This window comes from Pseudoalteromonas shioyasakiensis, from assembly GCF_001550135.1.
Classification (GTDB): domain Bacteria; phylum Pseudomonadota; class Gammaproteobacteria; order Enterobacterales; family Alteromonadaceae; genus Pseudoalteromonas; species Pseudoalteromonas shioyasakiensis.
This window is the reverse complement of the sequence record NZ_LRUE01000001.1, coordinates 1-19,586: the sequence shown is the minus strand read 5'-3', so window position 1 is coordinate 19,586 and position 19,586 is coordinate 1. Positions and strand designations below refer to the sequence as shown.

Annotated in this window: 12 protein-coding genes; 9 read left to right on the top strand and 3 right to left on the bottom strand. The window is 39.9% G+C overall.

Going from position 1 to position 19,586, the window contains the following annotated elements; translation table 11 throughout:
• The first annotated feature begins 5 nt into the window (after positions 1–5).
• The 4 genes from PASHI_RS00060 to PASHI_RS00045 all read left to right on the top strand — a co-directional run bounded on the left by PASHI_RS00060 (position 6) and on the right by PASHI_RS00045 (position 11,013).
• Positions 6–1,307, top strand: a complete 1,302-nt coding sequence (locus PASHI_RS00060; RefSeq protein ID WP_062564144.1) for a hypothetical protein — start codon at positions 6–8, stop codon at positions 1,305–1,307.
• Complete coding sequence (locus PASHI_RS00055; protein ID WP_062564143.1) at positions 1,297–8,826, top strand: LPD38 domain-containing protein; 7,530 nt, start codon at positions 1,297–1,299, stop codon at positions 8,824–8,826. The genes PASHI_RS00060 and PASHI_RS00055 overlap by 11 nt, the downstream gene beginning before the upstream one ends.
• A gap of 204 nt (positions 8,827–9,030) precedes the next feature.
• Positions 9,031–10,074 carry a sensor domain-containing diguanylate cyclase gene (locus PASHI_RS00050; protein WP_167542010.1) on the top strand — a complete coding sequence of 348 codons (1,044 nt, stop codon included), beginning with the start codon at positions 9,031–9,033 and terminating at the stop codon, positions 10,072–10,074.
• Between the two features lie 201 nt (positions 10,075–10,275).
• Positions 10,276–11,013: an HNH endonuclease gene (locus PASHI_RS00045; RefSeq protein WP_082710842.1), complete on the top strand. Its 738-nt coding sequence runs from the start codon at positions 10,276–10,278 to the stop codon at positions 11,011–11,013.
• Between the two features lie 38 nt (positions 11,014–11,051).
• Here PASHI_RS00045 and PASHI_RS21930 read toward each other — a convergent pair whose 3' ends face one another.
• Both PASHI_RS21930 and PASHI_RS00040 read right to left on the bottom strand, forming a co-directional pair.
• Positions 11,052–11,201, bottom strand: a complete 150-nt coding sequence (locus PASHI_RS21930; protein WP_156426433.1) for a hypothetical protein — start codon at positions 11,199–11,201, stop codon at positions 11,052–11,054.
• A complete protein-coding gene (locus PASHI_RS00040; RefSeq protein ID WP_062564140.1) occupies positions 11,191–12,057 on the bottom strand; it encodes a hypothetical protein in 867 nt (288 codons plus the stop codon). The genes PASHI_RS21930 and PASHI_RS00040 overlap by 11 nt, the downstream gene beginning before the upstream one ends.
• Before the next feature lie 504 nt (positions 12,058–12,561).
• On the opposite strand from PASHI_RS00040, the gene htpG reads away from it, so the two are divergent.
• Together htpG and adk are read left to right on the top strand one after the other, a co-directional pair.
• Positions 12,562–14,478: a molecular chaperone HtpG gene (htpG, locus tag PASHI_RS00030; protein WP_425272490.1), complete on the top strand. Its 1,917-nt coding sequence runs from the start codon at positions 12,562–12,564 to the stop codon at positions 14,476–14,478.
• A gap of 181 nt (positions 14,479–14,659) precedes the next feature.
• On the top strand, positions 14,660–15,304 hold the full coding sequence (adk, locus tag PASHI_RS00025) for an adenylate kinase (protein WP_036967590.1): 645 nt from the start codon (positions 14,660–14,662) through the stop codon (positions 15,302–15,304).
• Positions 15,305–15,382: 78 nt separating this feature from the next.
• Here adk and tpx read toward each other — a convergent pair whose 3' ends face one another.
• Complete coding sequence (gene tpx, locus PASHI_RS00020; RefSeq protein ID WP_062564138.1) at positions 15,383–15,964, bottom strand: thiol peroxidase; 582 nt, start codon at positions 15,962–15,964, stop codon at positions 15,383–15,385.
• A 205-nt stretch (positions 15,965–16,169) separates the two neighbouring features.
• Between tpx and PASHI_RS00015 the strand changes: the two genes are divergently transcribed.
• The 3 genes from PASHI_RS00015 to PASHI_RS00005 all read left to right on the top strand — a co-directional run bounded on the left by PASHI_RS00015 (position 16,170) and on the right by PASHI_RS00005 (position 19,576).
• A complete protein-coding gene (locus PASHI_RS00015) occupies positions 16,170–17,174 on the top strand; it encodes a response regulator (RefSeq protein ID WP_054561731.1) in 1,005 nt (334 codons plus the stop codon).
• 3 nt (positions 17,175–17,177) lie between these two features.
• The gene (locus tag PASHI_RS00010) at positions 17,178–18,140 is read left to right on the top strand and encodes a sensor domain-containing diguanylate cyclase (protein ID WP_062564137.1); all 963 of its coding nucleotides are present in this window, start codon (positions 17,178–17,180) and stop codon (positions 18,138–18,140) included.
• A gap of 107 nt (positions 18,141–18,247) precedes the next feature.
• Positions 18,248–19,576: an IS4 family transposase gene (locus PASHI_RS00005; RefSeq protein WP_062564240.1), complete on the top strand. Its 1,329-nt coding sequence runs from the start codon at positions 18,248–18,250 to the stop codon at positions 19,574–19,576.
• The last annotated feature ends 10 nt before the right edge of the window (positions 19,577–19,586 follow it).

The following is a 19,586-nucleotide window of genomic DNA, read 5'->3' as shown; positions in this document are numbered from 1 at the left end:
GAGTTATGGCAGGTGCATTCGTAGATGGTGCGTTAAAGGGCTTCAACATGATGGAGCGTCATCAGTCGCGTCAATTCAATGAGCAGCGTTTAAGTGATTTAGATAAGCGAAATGAAGAACGTTACCAGCAAGGACAGATGCGACTTGCTGATTTAGACAAACAAAGAAAAACGGAGCGTGCAGAAGATGTGGCATTTAGAAATCAGCAGGCCAAGCAAAACAATGAACATCAAAATGCAACGCTTAGGTCAATGAATGACTATCGCAATAAATCTCTTGAACAACGTGCTGCTGAAACTACATGGCAGCAAAATTACCAAACGCAACAAGATAATTGGAAAAAAGATCAGCCAGTAATTTCTATGGCTTGGCAAGCATTCAGAGATACAGGAAAAATACCGGAAGATTTAGAGCCTGTAATGCAAAGAAATAAGGCGATGGATCCGCGTACTTACGCAAAGCCAGAAGCTAGAGAAAACATAAAAATGTTTGACTCTTTTCTCGGTGAAGTTGCAAAAACAGGCAAAGTATCTGAACTAAACTCGCCTAAATCAATAGAGCTAACAAACGCTGCTTTTTCCGACAAGCTAAATTCAACCATTGGACAGTACAACGAGAGTGTTAAGTCGAAGGTAGCAAACAATAAAATTGTTAGATACGTGCCGCTTAGTGATAAAGGCGAGCCTGCAAGATTTGGCTTTGAAATAGAGGTCACTTATGAAAATGGCATGAAAGAAATAAAACCAATGACCAAGGGCAGAACATCTGAACCTGATGATCCAGTAATGACCTATACGCCCAAAGAACTTTTTGGCACTGTAAAAGCGCGCGCAATGATGGCAGATATGATGGAACGGCCAGAGTATTACGATCGTCTTGGTATGCAATTAAATGCGAATATGGGTATTCGAACCACCCCTCAATCTAAAGCTAATGACGCCAAAGAAGCTGAATATAGAAAAGCTAAGTTGCAACTGCTTGAGTCCAAGACAAAAGCATTAGCAGATGTTGAATCAGGAAAAGGAACAACTGTTCCATTAGAGGGAGAAGCCAAAGAACAGGCGATCGCAGGTGTAGAGACTCAGTTTCAAAAGCAGATGGAACAATTAGACAACATCTACGGGAAAAGTAGCTCTTCAGAAAAATCAAATAAAAAGCAAGTGGGAACAGTTAATTACACGAGTCATATTGATGGTGTGGATGCAAGAGGAGTGATTGCTAAATTTATGGAAGCCAATAAAAATTTGTCAGAACAACAAGCCATTCAAATTGCAATTCAGCAAGGGTATTTATCAAATGAACAATAAAATAATAGACCCATTCACTAAGAAAGAAATTGAATTTATAGATCCATTTGCTGAAGAAAAGACAGAAAGTGGAATAGCTGCATCATTTGGTGCAGGTGTTGATAAGCTACAAGAATTAGGTTACCGAGCTGTAAAAGGTTTCACAGATGTTGGCAAACCTAAAGAAGATCAAACAAATTCATTAGGTAGAGCTATAGGTCAAGGAGGTTCATTATCGAAATGGGCCCAAGAAGGCATTGACAGAAATATTGAAGAACAAAATAGCTATGAGCCTTCAGTTAAATCATATAAAGAAATTGATAGTCTAAGTGACTTTGCGAGCTATGCAGGTGAGTTAACCGCTGGCTCTATTCCATACATGGTGGGAGCGGCAACGGGTGTAGGCGCTTTTGGTATGGCCGGTGGCCTTGCGCAAGAAGCTTACGAAAAACAGCCTGAAGGTGAAAAAGATGCAACACGTGCAGTTGTGTCAGGTGCTGGGCAAATGCTGCTTGAACGACTTGGTATTAAAGTTAGCATGGGTCAACTAGGTAAAGACATTTTAAGAGATGGCGTTCTTGAGACAGCAAAGCGTTATGGTAAAGGTGAATTAACTGAAGCTGTACGTGATCCTAGCATTGCTAAACGGCTACTAAAAGGCTCAGTTGGTGAAGGTGTTACAGAGACGGGCCAAGAAGCATTAGCGCAGTGGGGGGCTGGCAAAAGTCTGGATGAGTTTGAAAAATTGGACGAGGCTTTTGTAGGCGGTTTGGTTGTAGGGGGTATAGTTAGAACTGGCTCTGAGGCAACTCAAAAAGCACTGGGCTATCAGCAACGAACAGCTGAGGTAGTGAAGAATAGTGCTGATAGTTTAGTAGAGTCAGGTGTACCTCAAGACGAAGCGATTGATATGGTACGAGTCAAACAGTTTGAAGCGGCTAAAAAGCAAGGTTTTACTGATGCTGAAGCCTCAGCAATTGTTGCTCGAACAATGAAAGAAAAGTTTGATATAGATAACGACTTATTTAATGCAGCGTCACAACCAGAGCCATTACCTGAGCAGGTTATGTCTAATGAAGATATGACAACTAATCCAGTTGAAAATGAAGCAGTAAGCGATGTGAACTATGACGCACCCACTGCAGCCAGACAGGCTGGCTTTGGTGAATCTAACAAAGATGCCGGGCAATATGGTGATATGCTTACGAGCCCAGTCCAAGAATCAATAAAAGCACTTAATGATGGCAATACTTCGCCGACAGTTAATGAGCGAGTACAAGCAGCGGCTTTTGATAAATCACCAACACCTGAGGACCGCTTTAGTCCCATTAAGTACACGCATGAAGGCGATTACCTAGAAGCTGAGCTTCAGAAAAGGCAAGGGATTGAAAAAGCACCAATCGAAGGAACTGCAGAACCAGAACAGGCTATGCTCCCAACATCACAAGAAACAGCGGATCGCCAAGCGCGTGAAAAGCGTTTTGCTGATCTTGCCGCGCAACCCGAAGGCATTGAACAAAAAGATATTATCTTTGCTGAAGATGGAAGGCCTAAGCAAGAGGCTCAACAACGAGTAGAGAAAGCAGGCCGTGATGCTGAGAACTTATTGCCACATAAAGATATAATTTTTTCAGGTGATCAAAGTGGTATAAATGTTCAAAAGGACGGACAACCATTTAAGAGCAAACGCGATGCATTGTTAAGCAAAGAGGCACGGGCAGCACGCAGAGCTGGTGATAAAACTAAAGCGGTTTCCTTTGATAATGGTTTCGGTTGGATGATTAAAAGTCCCGCTAAAAATCAAGGCAAGGGCACTGAGCCCGCATTAGAAGAAGCCACAGGACAACAGGCCGACATTAAAGGCGAAATGATAGATTCTGAATGGCAGGCTTTTTCACCACAAAGCCAAACTAAAAAAATACCGCGTGCTGAAATGCCACAAATCAAAGCGGAAAATCGCGGTGCCATGGTTAACTTTATGAAAGCCAGAGGCATTGAGCATAAGCAAGATACAGTTTCAGCACAGTCTTTGAAACCAACACAAGCGGAGTTCTCACCTAACAAAGTTACACAAGCTAAAGAATACGAAGGCGGCGAGCGTTCGATTTTAGTGTCGAATGATAACCATATATTAGATGGTCACCATCAATGGCTAGCTGCTAGTGAAAAGGACAAGCCTGTTAAAATAATTCGTTTAGATGCACCAATAGAGCGATTAGTGCCACTGGCAAAAGAAATGCCGAGTACTGAAACTCAAGACACCAATGGTCAATCAATTGAACAAGACCCGGTAACTCTCGAACAAACAAACGAATTACCACCAATCCTGAAAACATCTAAACGGAAATGGCTTCAAGCTGAAGCTAAAAAACAAGGTCTCAAAAAAGATTCACCTGGCTATGACGCTGCTATGAAAAAACTAGATGAAGGGTATGAGTCTGCTGTTGATAAAGCGTTTGCAGAGCAGCCTTTTGAAACTTTTCAGCAGTTTAATGCTGACACACCTGAAAGTATTAATCGGCAGGCTTATAATGAGTTAAGAAAAGAGTTCGGTATAAAAGGTAAAGAGCCGCCTATTTCTGACAAGACACCGGAGCAAAATTCAAAGCCGCCACAGAGCGGCTTTTCTTTGCCTGGCGAACAGGAAAGAAAGCAAACAAGTGATTCAGAAGTTATTGAGGATTTCGGTGAAAAGTTAGGTGGCGCTCGTAAAGATTTATGGGGAGGGTTTGCAGAAAGTCTTGATGAAAAATCAGATTCGATTAAATCGAAACCACTAAGCAAAGCTTTGCCTCAACCTGATTATCAAAAAATGTCAGATGAAGGCGCAGATCCTAAAGCATTAACTTTTATTGCAATGGCTAGAGGAAGCATACCTTCAAAACCAAAATTGAGTCATAAGGTCAGCGACTGGGCTGATTATGTAGATAAAGTTAAGCAATCGATTAATCGAGTTTTGAAAGAAGGGGCAGATCCCGAAAGTGAAATTAATTTACTTAGCCATTTCATGCGCAAAGGGACCTTGAATGGTGCTAAAGAGGCTTTAGGCACAATTGCAAATGCTAACCCTGCAATTTTGAAAGAGGCGTCGAAATACCGCATACGTTCTGCAAAATATAGCTTGTTCAATGGTAAAGAGCACAAGCCAGCTAAAACTTTTTACACAATTGAAAAGCAAGGTCGCCGCATAAGCTTAAACAATGCAGTTGAAACATTAGAAGATGCGCAAAAGCAGTTAGCTGAAATAATTAAAATTGAGAGTCAATCAACAAATAGACAAGCAAGACATTCCAAAATAAATGTGTTTCGTGACCGATACACGGGCCAAGTTTATTTGGGCTGGAAGGGCGCGAGTGGTGTATTAAAGATTCAAGACTTCAAAACACCGGCCGAAGCTCGAGAGCATTTAAGTTCTAATAGAGATGCAGTTGAAGAGAAGCTACAGAAATTAAAGTCCACACCGAATATGCGTAAGCCTGTAAATGCGGAACGAACAGGGCCAGAAAGACACTCTGATAATGTTACACCTGGTACGTTTACTGAAGCATTTGGGTTTCGAGGTGTTGAATTTGGGAATTGGGTTGAACAGGGTAAAAGACAAAAGGATCTCAACCAAGCATATGATGCATTGATGGATTTAGCAGAAGCGATAGATGTGCCTCCGAAAGCGCTTAGTCTAAATGGGCAGCTTGGCCTTGCATTTGGTGCCAGAGGTACGGGTGGCAAAGAACCTGCGGCAGCACATTACGAATCAGGCAATATGGTCATTAACCTAACTAAGAAGTCGGGTTCAGGTTCCCTTGCTCATGAATGGTGGCATGCACTGGATAATCACTTTGGTAAACAAAAAAATAGAGGCTCAGGTTTTATTACAGAATCACCATACCACTTAAAAGGTGATGAGGTTCGTCCAGAAATGGCTGAAGCGTTTAAGAGGGTACGAAATGTTATTAATGCAAGCGATTTACCCAGCCGGTCATTGAAATTAGATCAACGTAAATCTAAAAAGTATTGGTCTACAAATGTTGAAATGACAGCGCGTTCATTTGAGACATTCATAATTGATAAGTTAAAGAAAGGCAAAATTACAAACGATTATTTAGCAAATGTAGTTAGTGATGAAGCTTGGAGCGCGGCAGAGTCACTTGGTTTTGAAGATGGCAATACATTCCCTTACCCATTGAGCTCAGAGCAAACCCCAATCAATGAAGCCTATCAAGCATTGTTTGACACAATAGAACATAAAGAAACACCTGAGGGGATCAAGTTCTTCTCTAAATCTAATGCCAAAGAAAAGCCTAAAGGTATTGCAAAAGGTGATGCTGAAAAAACAGCAAATAGTTTCATTAAATCTTTGAATGGTGCCAATGGAATTAATGTTCATGTACTTGAATCAACAAACGATGCTGAGAAGCTATGGCGTATGAGTTTGAGTGATTCAATTGTTAAGGGGGCTTATAACGATAAAACTAAAACGGTCTATGTAGTAGCAGAAAATATTGAAAGTGAATCAGATTTAAAACGAACTTTAGCACATGAAACTATTGCCCATGGTGGTTTAGACACTGTTATAGGTAAGGAAGCACATCAAGAGTTCTTGAATCGCATAAAAAAAACGAAAGGTCGAAAAGCATTTGAACAATATTGGAAAGATGCCAATAAAGATTATTGGGATTCCAGTGATGACGTAAAAGCAGAAGAGATCTTTGCACGATTTGTTGAGAATGAGCCTAGTAAAGGTGAGCTCAAGTATTGGTGGCAAGCATTAAAGCGTTGGCTAAAAGCACAGCTTGATAAAGCAGGTATTATGTATCGTGAAGATGATGAAATTACTCATATGCGCGAAATGCTGCACAGTATTGTTAAAGGCTTTAAATCGAAAAGTGCTCCATACACCGACTCAATAGGGGAGTTAGCATACAGCCAGAAGGGGAACAAATTTAGTCAAACGACTACTTCAGATAACCGCACTGCCAAAGAAAAACTGGGTTTAACTGAAAATGCTCAGAAAACCTTGTCAGATAAAGCGAAAGAGCGAACGGCTGAAGTTATGGGGACTTTAAAGAGTGCTCCATTTTGGAACCGTTTGAATGAAGGTATCTTTGATGGGCTTGCAGGTATTAAGCAAGCCGAGGAAGCGATTGGTGTAACTGATCCAAATAAACAAGGATATGTAAGTGCACGTTTGGCTGCAGGGGTTTCTGACGTATTACACGGTGTATTCAATTATGGTGCGCCGCAATGGAAAGACGGGATCATTCAACGCAAAGAAAACACGAAAGGCTTACTCGAAGTTTTTAGTATGGTTGAAAACGATCTAAATGATTGGTTAGCGTGGATGGGGGCTCACAGAGCTGAACGATTAAAGGCACAAGGAAGAGAAAATAATTTATCAAAGGCAGATATTGAAGAGCTCAAGTCACTAGCGAAAGGAAAAGAAAAACTCTTTGAAGAGGTTAGAGCTGAGTACAATAAAATCAATTCAGCTATTCTCGATGTAGCCCAAGGTGCTGGGCTTATTAATACGCAACAGCGTAAGTCATTCGATGAAGAATATTACGTCCCATTTTTCCGAGATATGGGTGAAACTGATCCAGAAATGGATGCAATCAAACGCTCTATCGTCGAGCCTCACACTCGCAAAGGCATTTCAGGCCAGTCAGCGCAAATTAAAGAACTTAAGGGCGGCAAGCAATCTACCAAGGACCTATTAGAGAACATTATCACTCGCCAAAGCACTTTAATAGAAGCATCACTTAAGAACAAGGCGATGCAGGAAGTCGTATCAAATCTTGATGGTACTGACTTTATGATCCATGAAAAAAGCGATGACGCTAAAAGCATGACGCAAGAAGAATTGAATCGAAACAGCAAAGTACGGGTTATGATAAATGGTGAGCCACAAGCTTACTTAGTTAGTGATCCAGCTCTCATGCGCTCACTTATTCAAGTGAACAGCTCGGGTAGCCAGAATATTGTTAATAAAATCGGCCGTAGCGCAAAAAGGTTTTTAACTGCAGGTATCACATTATCACCTGACTTTATTGCAAAGAACTTTATTCGTGATGCGGCGCATGCTTGGATGATCAATAAAGACGGGTTCAAATTCGCTACAGACAGCGTTAAAGGTTTGAAAAAAGCATTTAAGGAAGATGAAGCGTACCGAGACCTTATATTCAGTGGAGCAGCCTTCCAAGGTGGTTATATTCATGGAGCAGATCCAGAAGCTGCCGCACAGCAAACTCGTAGAGCATTAGCAAAGAAAGGTTTATCTGAGAACGAGATAAATACTTATCTAGGCAGTTTAGTAACCAACGGTAAGCAGTTACTAGAGACATACCGGAATATAAGCGACAAAGTTGAGAATGCTAACCGGTTAAGCACTTATGAAGCGGCATTAGCAAACAATAAAAGTAAGCGACAAGCAGCTTTTGAAGCGAAAGACTTAATGGATTACAGTCTAAAAGGTAATTTTACGACAATTAATTTCATGGTTGATGTATTGCCATTCTTCAATGCTCGATTGCAAGGCATGAGCAAACTCGTCAGAGCGGCCAAAGCACAAGGTGATGATCAGTTAATTAAAGTGCTAAGTCGTGAACTGGCAATGAAAGGTATTAAAGTCGCAGCGTTTAGTCTTGCATTGGCTATGTATAATGATGATGATGAACGTTACCAGGCGTTACCTGATTGGGATAAAGATGCTAACTGGCATTTCTTTTCTGGTGATGATCATTGGCGAATTCCAAAGCCATTTGAGTTAGGCGTGATTTTTGGCACCATACCTGAGAGATTGTTTAATTATGCCGCGGGCAACCAGAGCAGCAAGGATCTGCAAAAATCATTAATGCATGCAGCCTTAACAACGATGGCATTAAACCCTACACCCCAATTTATACTGCCGCTTGTTGAAACGTCATTAAACCGTTCATTCTTTAGAGATGCACCTATTGAAGGCATGGCAGACCAAAACAAACAAGCAGAAGACCGTTACAGTGCTTTCACTAGCGATACAGCAATAGCATTGGGCAAGACGCTTGGTTGGTCACCTAAGAAAATTGAGCATGTGATTTTAGGTTATACCGGTACGATGGGGAGCTATGTTCTTGGAGTCAGCGATATGATTGCAAGACAAGCCAGTGGTAAGGTCAATGCTGAAACACCACTTAATAGATACCCAGTGATTAAATCTTTTTACCAAGGTGATACACCTAAATCGAACACTAAGTTTGCAAATGAGTTCTATGATGCGCTTGATGCTGCAAATCAAGCCTATGGAAGTTATAAGCGCGCTATGGAGCTTGGTGATACTACTCGTATTAAGGAACTGCTTGAAGATGAAGGTAGCAAACTACGGTCTAGAGCAGGGCTAGCAAAGGTTCAGCGTTCTATATCAAAGTTAACCAAAGTCAAGAATGCAATTAATGATAGCAAACAGTTAACTAGTTCTCAGAAACGAGAGAAGGTAGATAAAATCCAGAAGCAAATTAATGCTATTTACCACAAAGCTTACTTAGCATTTAGATTAGGAGAAATATAAAAGCACACAAACGAAGGGATGAAGGTGAGTTTGTGTGCTTGGGTATTGATAATATTTGGGAATCTACTAAATGAAGAATTTATGAAATTCATATTTAAGATAGGAGCTAAACTAATTGTTGTCAAATTTCATTCTAAAAGTTTATATAACCCTATTTATTTATGCTAATTTAAAAGAATGAAGTAATTAAGAAATATGAATCAAATGGATAGTGATAAAAGTTGTTTAGTAGTGAATTCAAATTTAATAAGAAGGATTGCATCTAAGCGAGAGGATTTACTCACCGATACACATCTATTCATGAAAGAGATTATCCTTTTGGGACTTAATGCTTTAGATGTAAGTCGAATTTCAATTTGGATGATTGAAGATGGTAAATATTTGGAGTGTGTTTTGAATTCTGAGTGGTACTTTACGGAAGTTCCACCACAACCTCCAATCATCGAGAAAAAAAATCATCCAGAATACTTTTCTGCAATAGATTTTGGTAACTCAATAGTTGTCAATGATGCAGAAACAGATGAGCGAACCAAGAGCTTTTTCGATGATTACCTCAAGCCGCAGAACATTAAGTCAATGTTGGATACAATAATTTTTAAAGAAGGGTTTCCAATTGGAGTTGTTTGTTGTGAACAAGTAGGGGAATCTAGAGAGTGGTCGGTAGAAGAGGTTCATTTCACAGAAGTTTTGGCGGATAGTTGTACATATCGATTTATGGCGCGAGAACAAGCTAAGCTTGAGAAAAAGCTTGAGACTTTAGCCTTTAAAGATGAATTAACGTGTGTTCATAATCGCAGATTCTTTTTCGAATCTATAGATGCAATTTTTAATCAACATGTAAGAGAGAAACGACCTTTATCCTTTGCAATGATAGATCTTGATAATTTTAAATCAATAAACGATAAATTTGGCCATGAGGCAGGTGACTTAGTTCTTCGTAAATTTGCAGAAATTGTAAAATCATCATTGAGAAAAAGTGATCTTTTTTGTCGTTTAGGTGGAGAAGAGTTTGTCATCGCTTTTCAAGGATTAACTTCAGATAAAGCAAAAGAAGTATTGGAGAGAATTTCAAAATCGGTTCATGAATGCTCTATAGTTTACTTAAATGCTAAAGTAAAATTTACATTTTCTGCAGGTATTAGTCAGTTGAATTATAATGAAACTGTTATTGCCTCAATTAGACATGCGGATGAAGCTGTCTATCAAGCAAAAAAGAGAGGCAAAGATCAAGTGTTTATAAGTAAGTAATCTGTTTTACTTACTTGATAAATTATAAACTTATAAAAGCCTAATTTAATCTCAATCAAAAGTAGGTCCAATAATATTATTGGACCTACTTCAATTGTCCAAAGCTTCTGACCCTTGGGTAGAGGGCCTCCACAGATGGAGTGTCCTAAAAGAATAAAACAATGAAGAAGCAAGTACTTTCGGTTTATAATTGCGGACAACATGAAGTTACATAAAACGATACCTCATCGTCAACTAGTTTTAACTGTTTTAAAGGGAATTCATATGAAACTGTTTATTTTTTTATCGTTATCTATTATTTCACTATCATCTGCTGCTCATAGTGGACGAACAAATTCAGAAGGCTGTCATAATGATCGCAAAAATGGTGGCTATCATTGTCATGGCACAAAGACAAAGTCTTACACAAGTAAATCTACTTCAGTAATCTCACCAACTTCTCCGCCGCTTTTAACAAACTACAATAGAAAAGATTGGCCTCATTGGGTCGATGCTGATTCTGACTGCCAAGATACTCGCGCTGAGATACTGATCCGCGACTCTCGAACTCCTGTAAAATTCAAAAGAAATAAAGGCTGTAATGTTTCATGGGGAGAATGGTTAGATCCATACACTTCACAGGTTTTTACTAAAGCATCTGATTTAGACATTGACCACGTAGTTCCTCTAGCTCATGCACATGAAACAGGTGCTGCAAATTGGACTCGAGAACAAAAGCGGGCTTTTGCGAATGATTTTGAAAACTTACTAACAGTTGAAGATAATTCAAATCAAGCTAAAGGCTCTAAATCACCATTAGAATGGATGCCGGAAAATAAGGCTTTTCACTGTGAATATTTAGAAAAGTGGTTGAGGGTTAAAATTAAGTACAAACTATATCTTTCTGAAAGAGAGTCTAAATTTGTAATGACCCAAGTCTATGATTGCAGGAATAAATAAACCCGCAAGGTGCGGGTTTATTTACATAAAATCTTTGTTTAAGCTAACTTTTTGCTTGCACGCTCATTTGCTCTTTGGTAGCGCTTAACAGACTCTTCAGGAGTCGGTTTGTTTCGTTCAAACAAATCCTTCATTAGCTTCTTCATACCGTCTTGTGAAGTGTTTTTAAAATCAGGTTTAAGATTCATCAGATTTTCCATCGTTTTCATCCTCCTCATTTGCATCTGGCACAATAAAGTCTAGCACCAAGTTTCTGCAATATAGCTCGGTAATGTTGAGTGTGCGTATTGTACGCATTAAATGTTCAAATTCAATGCTAGCATCTTCTACTTTATCGAATAATTCTTTGCTTTCATTTCTATCAATTACATATCCGTGTGAGGGATAAGTAGAAATTAATCTGTTAAGTGCTTTATCTTTCAGGTTTCCCGAATTTAAATTGGAACCATATTGTTCAGCAATCTGCATTGCTCTTTTAAATTCACCAAGTCGTACAGGTTCAATTTGTGCATAAATCGGGCTTAGAGAGTTTGTCGCCATTCTTTGTGCAACATCAAAAGCTTGTTTAGTACTTAAGCCTGCTCCATTTCTTAACTCGACAAAAGTGTTGGCTACAATGGACCTAGCCTGTTCATCTAAAAACTCTAGAGCCTGAAAAATATTCAGCCCTGATGCTAACTCACCAACTTCATCTTTTTTTGCTATCTGTATATCAAGTGGTCCGAATTCACCACGCTTACCCATTATTAAAGTGTTTGCAGATATAGACATTAGCGTACCAGTGCTTTTGCATAAACCTCCAATTGCATAGTACACATTTTTATATTCATTCTTTAAATATCTTGCAATTCGATACCCAATATCAGGCACACCACCAAGAGTTTGCAAAAATAATATTACATTATTTTTTTTATTTTCCTGCATCTCAACTATGTTTATAAACATATCATCTGCATGGGCGGTTAAATTCCCAGAAAATAAGAAAATATCTGCATCGTACTTATCTCTAATGCTTTTGACCGAAGTTTCTATCAATGGTTCCATAAACGTCCTTATTTGAAGATAAGATCAACTTTTATACACTACGCCAAAATATTTACATTTACAATTTACTAGCATAATTTAAGCCATATTAGTTAACTAATAGGGTTTATTCGTTCAAATGATGTCTGTGATAAATAATACAATACAACACAGTAGTCCTAGTGACCAAAATAGACTCTCTTGTTCATTCCTCCATTTATCTGAGCCTATATTTAAGCAGGCTAACCCAAGCAGGCAAATTGGGCCTCCAATGATTAACCCCACCTTATCTGTAAGAGCCAAGCCAAGTATCACTAAAATTAGCATTAAGACGATGTGCATATTTAAACCGCTTAAGTTAAATTGATACAACGTTAGTAGACTGCTTGACTTAATTCCACGTGTTTTTTATTGCTGTTAGCACTTGAATTGTTTACCTAGTGACACAATATTCGTTTCAGAAGCGAAAGCTTAACAATTGAAATGCGTACCAAACTGTGTACCAAAAGTGTTAAAGGTATTACCATGGCAGAACAAAAAGATATTACAAAACATGAATTTGGCTCAGATACGGGCAAGTTATTGCATCTAATGATTCACTCTCTTTACTCTAATAAAGAGATTTTCCTACGTGAGCTTGTATCAAACGCGTCAGATGCGGCAGATAAATTACGTTTCCTTGCGCTTTCGAATGGCGATTTATACGAAAACGATGCGGAACTAAAAGTACGTATCAGTGCCGATAAAGACGCAAACACGGTCACCATTACTGATAACGGTATTGGTATGAGCCGTGAAGATGTGATCAATTCACTAGGTACAATTGCAAAATCAGGCACCGCAGAATTTTTCCAAAACCTAACTGGTGACCAAAGCAAAGATTCACAATTGATTGGTCAATTTGGTGTTGGTTTTTACTCAGCGTTTATCGTTGCTGACAAAGTAACAGTGCGTACGCGTAAAGCAGGTGAAAGCCAAGGTATTGAATGGCAATCTGCAGGCGAAGGTGAGTACACATTACAAGAGATTGATAAACCATCACGTGGTACCGAAATCATTCTTCACCTTCGTGAAGACGAAACAGAGTTTGCTGATGAGTTCCGTTTACGTAGCATCGTAACTAAGTATTCAGACCATATTTCTATTCCAGTAGAAATGTATAAAACAGAAGTACCTGAATCAGAAGGTCCTGACGGCGAGAAAATTCCAGCGCAGCCAGGCGAGTGGGAAGGTATTAACCGCGCAACAGCACTATGGACTCGCGATAAGTCTGAAGTAACAGACGAAGAGTACAAAGAGTTTTATAAGCATATCGGCCATGATTGGGAAGAGCCACTAAGCTGGGCACATAACAAGGTTGAAGGTAAAACAGAATACACTAGCTTGTTATACATCCCGAAAAAAGCACCTTTCGATTTATGGAACCGTGAGCGTCAATCTGGTTTGAAACTGTATGTGCAACGCGTTTTCATTATGGATGACGCCGAGCAGTTCATGCCAAGCTATTTACGTTTTGTGAAAGGTTTACTTGATTCAAACGATTTACCACTTAACGTATCGCGTGAAATCTTACAAGACAACAAAGTAACGCAAGCAATCCGCAAAGGTTGTACGTCACGCGTACTTAAAATGCTTGAGCGCATGGCGAAAAACCGCGAAGAAGATTACCAAACGTTCTGGAATGAATTTGGTCAGGTGTTAAAAGAAGGCCCTGCTGAAGATATGGCAAACAAAGAAGCGATTGCTAAGCTACTGCGTTTTGCTTCTACACATACAGATGAAAGCACACAAAATGTATCGCTTGAGCAATACATTGAGCGTATGAAGCCAGAGCAAGACAAAATCTACTATGTAGTTGCTGATTCATTCGCTGCAGCGAAGAACTCACCACACCTAGAGATCTTCCGTAAGAAGGGTATCGAAGTATTGCTTCTAAGCGACCGTGTTGATGAGTGGATGATGAGCTACTTAACTGAGTTCAACGAAAAATCATTCCAGTCAATTACCCGTGGTGACTTAGATTTAGGGAACATGGATGACGAAGAAACGAAAAAAGCGCAAGAAGAGTCAGAAAAAGAAGTTGCAGGCCTAGTCGAGCGTATTAAAACAGCACTAGGTGATAACGTTAAAGACGTACGCTTTACGCACCGTCTAACTGACTCGCCTGCATGTGTTGTTGCAGATGAGCACGATATGAGCTCGCAAATGCAAAAGTTAATGGAATCAGTTGGTCAAACAGTGCCTGAGCAAAAGCCAATTTTTGAGCTTAACCCAGAGCATCAGCTCGTTAAACACCTAAATGTTGAACAAGACGAAGACAAGTTTGCTCAGTGGTCACAAGTACTTCTAGATCAAGCATTACTGGCTGAGCGCGGTACTTTAAAAGACCCTGCAGGCTTTGTAACTCGTTTGAACAAACTTATGCTAGATTTAAGCAAATAAGCGTTTTAGCGCAATGAGTTGGAAAAGGGAGCAAGGCTCCCTTTTTTATTGCCGCTAATATAGGCAATTGGTATAAGTTACTTGAGGTATAGCCTTAGTTGTGGAAGAATTCAGGCTCTAAAAACAAAACTCCACTGATCGACCATTTTTTTAAGATTAGTATCACACAGAGGACAATGATATGCGCATTATTCTTTTGGGCGCGCCGGGTGCAGGTAAAGGTACTCAAGCTCAGTTTTTGATGGACAAATACGGTATTCCACAAATTTCTACGGGCGATATGCTGCGTGCAGCAATCAAAGAAGGTACACCACTTGGTCTTGAAGCTAAAAAAGTAATGGATGCAGGTCAATTAGTATCTGACGAAATTATTATCGGTCTAGTTAAAGAGCGCATTGCTAAGCCAGATTGCGAAAAAGGTTTCTTACTAGATGGTTTCCCTCGTACTATTCCTCAAGCAGATGCAATGAAAGAGAATGGCGTGGTAGTTGATCACGTTATCGAATTTGACGTTGCTGATGAAATTATCGTTGAGCGTATGGGCGGCCGTCGCGTACACCCTGGCTCTGGTCGTGTTTATCACGTTGTTTATAATCCACCTAAAGTTGATGGCAAAGATGACATCACAGGTGAAGACCTAATCATTCGTGATGACGACACTGAAGAAACAGTTCGTAAGCGTTTAGGTATTTACCACGACCAAACTAAACCATTAGTTGATTACTACCAAGCTGAAGCAAAAGCAGGCAACACTCAGTACCACAAATTAGACGGTACTCAAGCTGTTGAAGCTGTTAGCCAACAACTTGGTGAGCTTTTAGGTTAATAGCCTAATTGTTGACATAAAAAAACCGCCGGTGGGCGGTTTTTTTATGTCTGTCTCACTGCAAGTAAAAATTGCGCTTTACAGTTTCTTTAATGCCGCAATAGCGCCGTCGTAATCAGGCTCTTTTGAAAGGTTATCGACAAGCTGCTTGTAAACAATGTTATGTTCTTTATCGAGCACAAATACGGCGCGGGTTAACAAGCCCATATCTTTGATAATCAAACCATAGTTCTTACCAAAGTCACGCCATACTGAGTCAGATAAAGTCACTACTTTGTCTATATTCTCCGCTTTACAAAAACGCTTCTGTGCGAACGGTAAGTCTGCGCTTAAGGTTAGCATCGCCACACTTGGGTATTCTGAAGCTACTTTTTCATTAAAGTGTTTGGTTTGAATACTACATACACCGGTGTCTAAACTTGGCACAACGCTTAAAAGCACGGCTTGGCCTTGATAGTTGTCTAGTGTGACTGGCGTAAAGCTGCCATCTACTACTTTAAAATTAGGCGCTTTTTGACCAACTTCAACACCTTGTCCTAGTAAAGTGACTGGCTTAGACTGGGCAGAAACCTTACCAGCATCTAAACTATTTTCTGATAAATCACCTGCATAACTAAACGTGCACACTGCACTTAATGCAAATATAAGTGGACGTAACATAATAAGATTCCTTCAAATTAACGCATTTAACATCAGTGTATTATACTCATGAGGTGGCTCCAAGGATTAGTACAATTTAAAATTGTAAATAACCAGTAGTTTGATTAACATGTGTTCGTGACCCTATTTTTTATATATAAAAATAAGAATAAAGTTGCTAGGCTAATTCGCGTCTAGTTAAAAAGTACGGATTTAGAGAGAGAGTATGTCAACATCGGTATTAGTTTGTGATGATTCAAAGTTAGCTCGTCGACAATTAGCACGCTCTTTACCCGATGATTGGGATATTAAAGTTGAGTTTGCTGAAGACGGTGTTCATTGTATTGAGCAAATCAAAAAAATTCAGCCTGAAATACTGTTTCTCGATTTAAACATGCCTGAAATGGATGGCTACGAAGTACTTCAAGCTATTCAAGAACAAGACCTTCATGTTCTCACCGTGGTTGTGTCTGGTGATATTCAGCCTAACGCTCACCAACGTGTGCTTGAGTTAGGCGCTATCGACTTTATTCAAAAACCTTGCTCTGCAGAAAAGCTTGCTAATATCATCGAGCACCATGGCATTAAAGATAAAGCCATGCGTGAGCGCCTTGCTAATAAGCTAGGTGAGCAAGTTGACCCTGATGTACGTGACATCTATCAAGAGCTCACAAACGTGGCTATGGGGCAAGCAGGGGACTTATTAGCGCGTCTTCTTAATGTATTCGTAAAGCTTCCTATTCCTAATGTAAATGTATTAGAGGTAAATGAGCTCGATATGGCTTTACGCTCGATTGATGCGAATGCCACTACATCGGGTGTGTGCCAAGGTTTTATCGGTGGTGGTGTATCTGGTGAAGCCTTATTGCTATTAAATGATTCAAGTTTTAAAGAAATTGCGTCACTTATGAATTACGAAGGTGAGCTTAACGATAAAGTTGAGCTTGAGCTGCTGATGGATGTCAGCAATATTCTAATTGGCGCGATTTTATCAGGGCTTTCTAAACAGCTCGATATGCGTTTTAGCCAAGGTCACCCTGTGGTGCTAGGACAGCATTGTGATGTGACCGATTTAGTAAAAGCCAATAAATCTCGCTGGCAACGAACGCTGGCGATTGAGATCAGCTATGGCATCGAAAATCATAATATTAACTGTGATTTGATGTTGCTGTTCACCGAGGACTCATTAAAAACCCTTAAGTATAAAGTAGCTTATTTATTAGAAGACTAAACTATGCCTGCAGCCGATTTTAATATGAATGAACTCCATTGGTTAATGGATATGTTTAATACCGTTGATGTAGGTCTAGTGGTGCTCGATAGAGACTACAAAGTATGCATCTGGAATGGGTTTATGGAAAACCATTCCGGCTTATTGCCAAGCGCGGTGAAAGATAAAGACCTGTTTGACTTATTTCCATCAATCGATGAAAAGTGGTTTCGCAGCAAATCTGAGTCTGTATTCATTCTAAATAATCGCTCGTTTACTATTTGGGAGCAGCAGCCTTATATTTTCCGTTTCAAAAATTACCGCCCAATTACCGGTAAAGCGGATCATATGTATCAAAATGCCACCTTTATTCCGCTGACGACGACCACAGGTGAAGTATCGCATATCTGTATCATTATCTATGATGTAACCGATGAAGCGGTGAATAAAAAAGAGCTAGAAGAAGCCAACAGTAAGCTTGAACATATGAGCCGTACCGATGCACTTACTAAGCTCACTAACCGTGGTTATTGGGAAGAAAAGCTACGCAAAGAATATATGCGAATTGTGCGCAGTGGCGGATGTAGCAGCTTATTAATGTTTGATATCGATCACTTTAAAAAGGTTAACGATGAGCATGGCCATCGTGGCGGTGATGAGGCGCTGCGTCATATTGCAGACTTACTGCGTAAGACTCTGCGTGAAACAGATTTAGCAGGTCGCTATGGCGGTGAAGAGTTTGCGGTAACCTTGCTTGATACTGATCATGAAGGTGCGCATATCTTTGCTGAGCGATTAAGAACACTGATTGAGAACTCATCAATTTACTTTGATGGCAAACAAATCCAACTGACGGTCAGTATTGGTTTTGCGTGCTTCGACGAGAAGTTTGATCGCTACGAAAAGTGGGTTGAAGCAGCCGATAAAGCTTTATATCACTCAAAAGAAAACGGCCGTAACAAGGTCACAGCTTATACAGATTTATAAAGAAGGGGCTAATAAGCCTAATGCTGATCAGTTAAGAAGTTGATCAGTTGACCGATCAGAATGATCATGCACAATCCGTAGTTAGGCAACTAACTACGGATTTTTTTGTGAATATAGAACAAGCTCTTCATTCTGCTTTCGAAGAAAGCACTCGTTATCACACGTTTGAAAAATTATCTGAAATTTTATCTTCTGACCTGATTGAACAAGGCTTTCAACAAGCTGGAGTAGCCACAGTTAGAAAGCGCAGGTTGCCTTTAGAAGCTGTGCTTTGGTCTGTTATTGGCATGGCATTATTTCGTAAAGAATCTGTCTGGAATATTGCGAATAAACTAGACATTATGCTGCCTGGCAAAAATCAGTTAGTCGCCCCGAGTGCCATGGTTCAAGCTCGCCAGCGATTAGGTGATGACCCCGTTAAGCAAGTCTTTAATAAAGCTGCTGATAATATGTACCATACAGAAGAGTTTGACACGTGGGCTGGGTTAAATTTATTAGCGGTTGATGGTGTTGTTTGGCGTACGGCCGATTCAGATGAGAATCGTGAAGCATTCTCATCGGCTAGCAACCAATATGGTGATACAGGATTCCCACAAATTCGCATGGTTTGTCATATGGAACTCACCAGCCACCAACTGATAAGCAGTGAGTTTGATAACTATAAGACGAATGAAATGAAGCTTGCTGAACGACTGATTGAGCGTACACCTAACCACTCGTTGACCATGTTTGATAAAGGGTACTATTCACTGGGCTTGTTAAATCGATGGCACAGCACTGGAGAAGAAAGGCATTGGCTAATACCTGCAAGACCTGATTTACAATACGAAGTCGTTTCTAAGGTTGGTAACAATGACCTGATAATTGAGCTCAAAACCACTAAGCATGCGCAAAAGAATTTCCCCGATGTTCCCGAAGTTATTAAAGCAAGACTGGTTAGTAAAACCATAAAAGGTAAAAATTACCGAATATTAACCTCGATGGTAGATAGACTTCGTTTTCCAAGTAGCGAAATAGTTGATTTATACAGCCATCGCTGGGAAATAGAATTAGGGTATCGAGAAATAAAGCAAACAATGCTAGATAGCACATACCACCTTCGGAGTAAGCGCCCTGATATGGTTAGACAGGAGCTATGGGGGATCCTCCTCGCATACAATTTAATTCGAAGGTTGATGACCCTAGCAGCAAAAGCTGAAGGAATATGGCCTAACCAACTCAGTTTCTCAAGCTGCTCGATGGCAGTTATTCAATACTTTTCATCAATATCAATTATGAGCCCCGGTAATATTCCAATTCACTGGGAGCATCTGTTAGGTACGCTGAGACTATTTAAACTGCCACCTAGAAGAGAAGATAGGCGATACCCAAGAGCGATAAAGCCTAAGCCATCAAAGTACCCACATAAAAAAAGAAATGCCAGTCAGCTTAACTGACTGGCATTGG

Bases quoted from the DNA above. Each gene is read 5' to 3' on its own strand.
- PASHI_RS00060 (WP_062564144.1), top strand. From the start codon at position 6: ATGGCAGGTGCATTCGTAGATGGTGCGTTAAAGGGCTTCAACATGATG.
- PASHI_RS00055 (WP_062564143.1), top strand. From the start codon at position 1,297: ATGAACAATAAAATAATAGACCCATTCACTAAGAAAGAAATTGAATTT.
- PASHI_RS00050 (WP_167542010.1), top strand. From the start codon at position 9,031: ATGGATAGTGATAAAAGTTGTTTAGTAGTGAATTCAAATTTAATAAGA.
- PASHI_RS00045 (WP_082710842.1), top strand. From the start codon at position 10,276: ATGAAGTTACATAAAACGATACCTCATCGTCAACTAGTTTTAACTGTT.
- PASHI_RS21930 (WP_156426433.1), bottom strand. From the start codon at position 11,201: ATGAATCTTAAACCTGATTTTAAAAACACTTCACAAGACGGTATGAAG.
- PASHI_RS00040 (WP_062564140.1), bottom strand. From the start codon at position 12,057: ATGGAACCATTGATAGAAACTTCGGTCAAAAGCATTAGAGATAAGTAC.
- htpG (WP_425272490.1), top strand. From the start codon at position 12,562: ATGGCAGAACAAAAAGATATTACAAAACATGAATTTGGCTCAGATACG.
- adk (WP_036967590.1), top strand. From the start codon at position 14,660: ATGCGCATTATTCTTTTGGGCGCGCCGGGTGCAGGTAAAGGTACTCAA.
- tpx (WP_062564138.1), bottom strand. From the start codon at position 15,964: ATGTTACGTCCACTTATATTTGCATTAAGTGCAGTGTGCACGTTTAGT.
- PASHI_RS00015 (WP_054561731.1), top strand. From the start codon at position 16,170: ATGTCAACATCGGTATTAGTTTGTGATGATTCAAAGTTAGCTCGTCGA.
- PASHI_RS00010 (WP_062564137.1), top strand. From the start codon at position 17,178: ATGCCTGCAGCCGATTTTAATATGAATGAACTCCATTGGTTAATGGAT.